The organism is Staphylococcus sp. GDX8P114P-2 (assembly GCF_017892945.1).
GTDB classification, from domain to species: domain Bacteria; phylum Bacillota; class Bacilli; order Staphylococcales; family Staphylococcaceae; genus Staphylococcus; species Staphylococcus arlettae.
Genome location: NZ_JAESMB010000025.1, coordinates 3,429 through 5,044 on the forward strand (window position 1 = coordinate 3,429; position 1,616 = coordinate 5,044).

Annotated in this window: 1 rRNA gene; it reads right to left on the bottom strand. The window is 50.6% G+C overall.

Annotated features, from left to right (window positions below):
• Positions 1 to 39: 39 nt before the first annotated feature.
• Positions 40 to 1,592: ribosomal RNA gene (locus KA845_RS12080) — 16S ribosomal RNA — on the bottom strand.
• Positions 1,593 to 1,616: the final 24 nt, after the last annotated feature.

Below are 1,616 nucleotides of genomic sequence, written 5' to 3' on the forward strand. Positions count from 1 at the left end.
TTTTCAACTTCGTAGAAGTTGTTCCGAATATATCCTTAGAAAGGAGGTGATCCAGCCGCACCTTCCGATACGGCTACCTTGTTACGACTTCACCCCAATCATTTGTCCCACCTTCGACGGCTAGCTCCATAAATGGTTACTCCACCGGCTTCGGGTGTTACAAACTCTCGTGGTGTGACGGGCGGTGTGTACAAGACCCGGGAACGTATTCACCGTAGCATGCTGATCTACGATTACTAGCGATTCCAGCTTCATGTAGTCGAGTTGCAGACTACAATCCGAACTGAGAACAACTTTATGGGATTTGCATGACCTCGCGGTTTAGCTGCCCTTTGTATTGTCCATTGTAGCACGTGTGTAGCCCAAATCATAAGGGGCATGATGATTTGACGTCATCCCCACCTTCCTCCGGTTTGTCACCGGCAGTCAACCTAGAGTGCCCAACTAAATGCTGGCAACTAAGTTTAAGGGTTGCGCTCGTTGCGGGACTTAACCCAACATCTCACGACACGAGCTGACGACAACCATGCACCACCTGTCACTTTGTCCCCCGAAGGGGAAAACTCTATCTCTAGAGTGGTCAAAGGATGTCAAGATTTGGTAAGGTTCTTCGCGTTGCTTCGAATTAAACCACATGCTCCACCGCTTGTGCGGGTCCCCGTCAATTCCTTTGAGTTTCAACCTTGCGGTCGTACTCCCCAGGCGGAGTGCTTAATGCGTTAGCTGCAGCACTAAGGGGCGGAAACCCCCTAACACTTAGCACTCATCGTTTACGGCGTGGACTACCAGGGTATCTAATCCTGTTTGATCCCCACGCTTTCGCACATCAGCGTCAGTTACAGACCAGAAAGTCGCCTTCGCCACTGGTGTTCCTCCATATCTCTGCGCATTTCACCGCTACACATGGAATTCCACTTTCCTCTTCTGCACTCAAGTCTCCCAGTTTCCAATGACCCTCCACGGTTGAGCCGTGGGCTTTCACATCAGACTTAAGAAACCGCCTACGCGCGCTTTACGCCCAATAATTCCGGATAACGCTTGCCACCTACGTATTACCGCGGCTGCTGGCACGTAGTTAGCCGTGGCTTTCTGATTAGGTACCGTCAAGACGTGCACAGTTACTTACACGTTTGTTCTTCCCTAATAACAGAGTTTTACGAGCCGAAACCCTTCATCACTCACGCGGCGTTGCTCCGTCAGGCTTTCGCCCATTGCGGAAGATTCCCTACTGCTGCCTCCCGTAGGAGTCTGGACCGTGTCTCAGTTCCAGTGTGGCCGATCACCCTCTCAGGTCGGCTACGTATCGTTGCCTTGGTAAGCCATTACCTTACCAACTAGCTAATACGGCGCGGGTCCATCTATAAGTGATAGCAAAACCATCTTTCACTTTAGAACCATGCGGTTCTAAATGTTATCCGGCATTAGCCCCGGTTTCCCGGAGTTATTCCAGTCTTATAGGTAGGTTACCCACGTGTTACTCACCCGTCCGCCGCTAACGTCAAAGGAGCAAGCTCCTTATCTGTTCGCTCGACTTGCATGTATTAGGCACGCCGCCAGCGTTCATCCTGAGCCAGGATCAAACTCTCCATAAAAAATTATGATGTTTGATTAGCTCA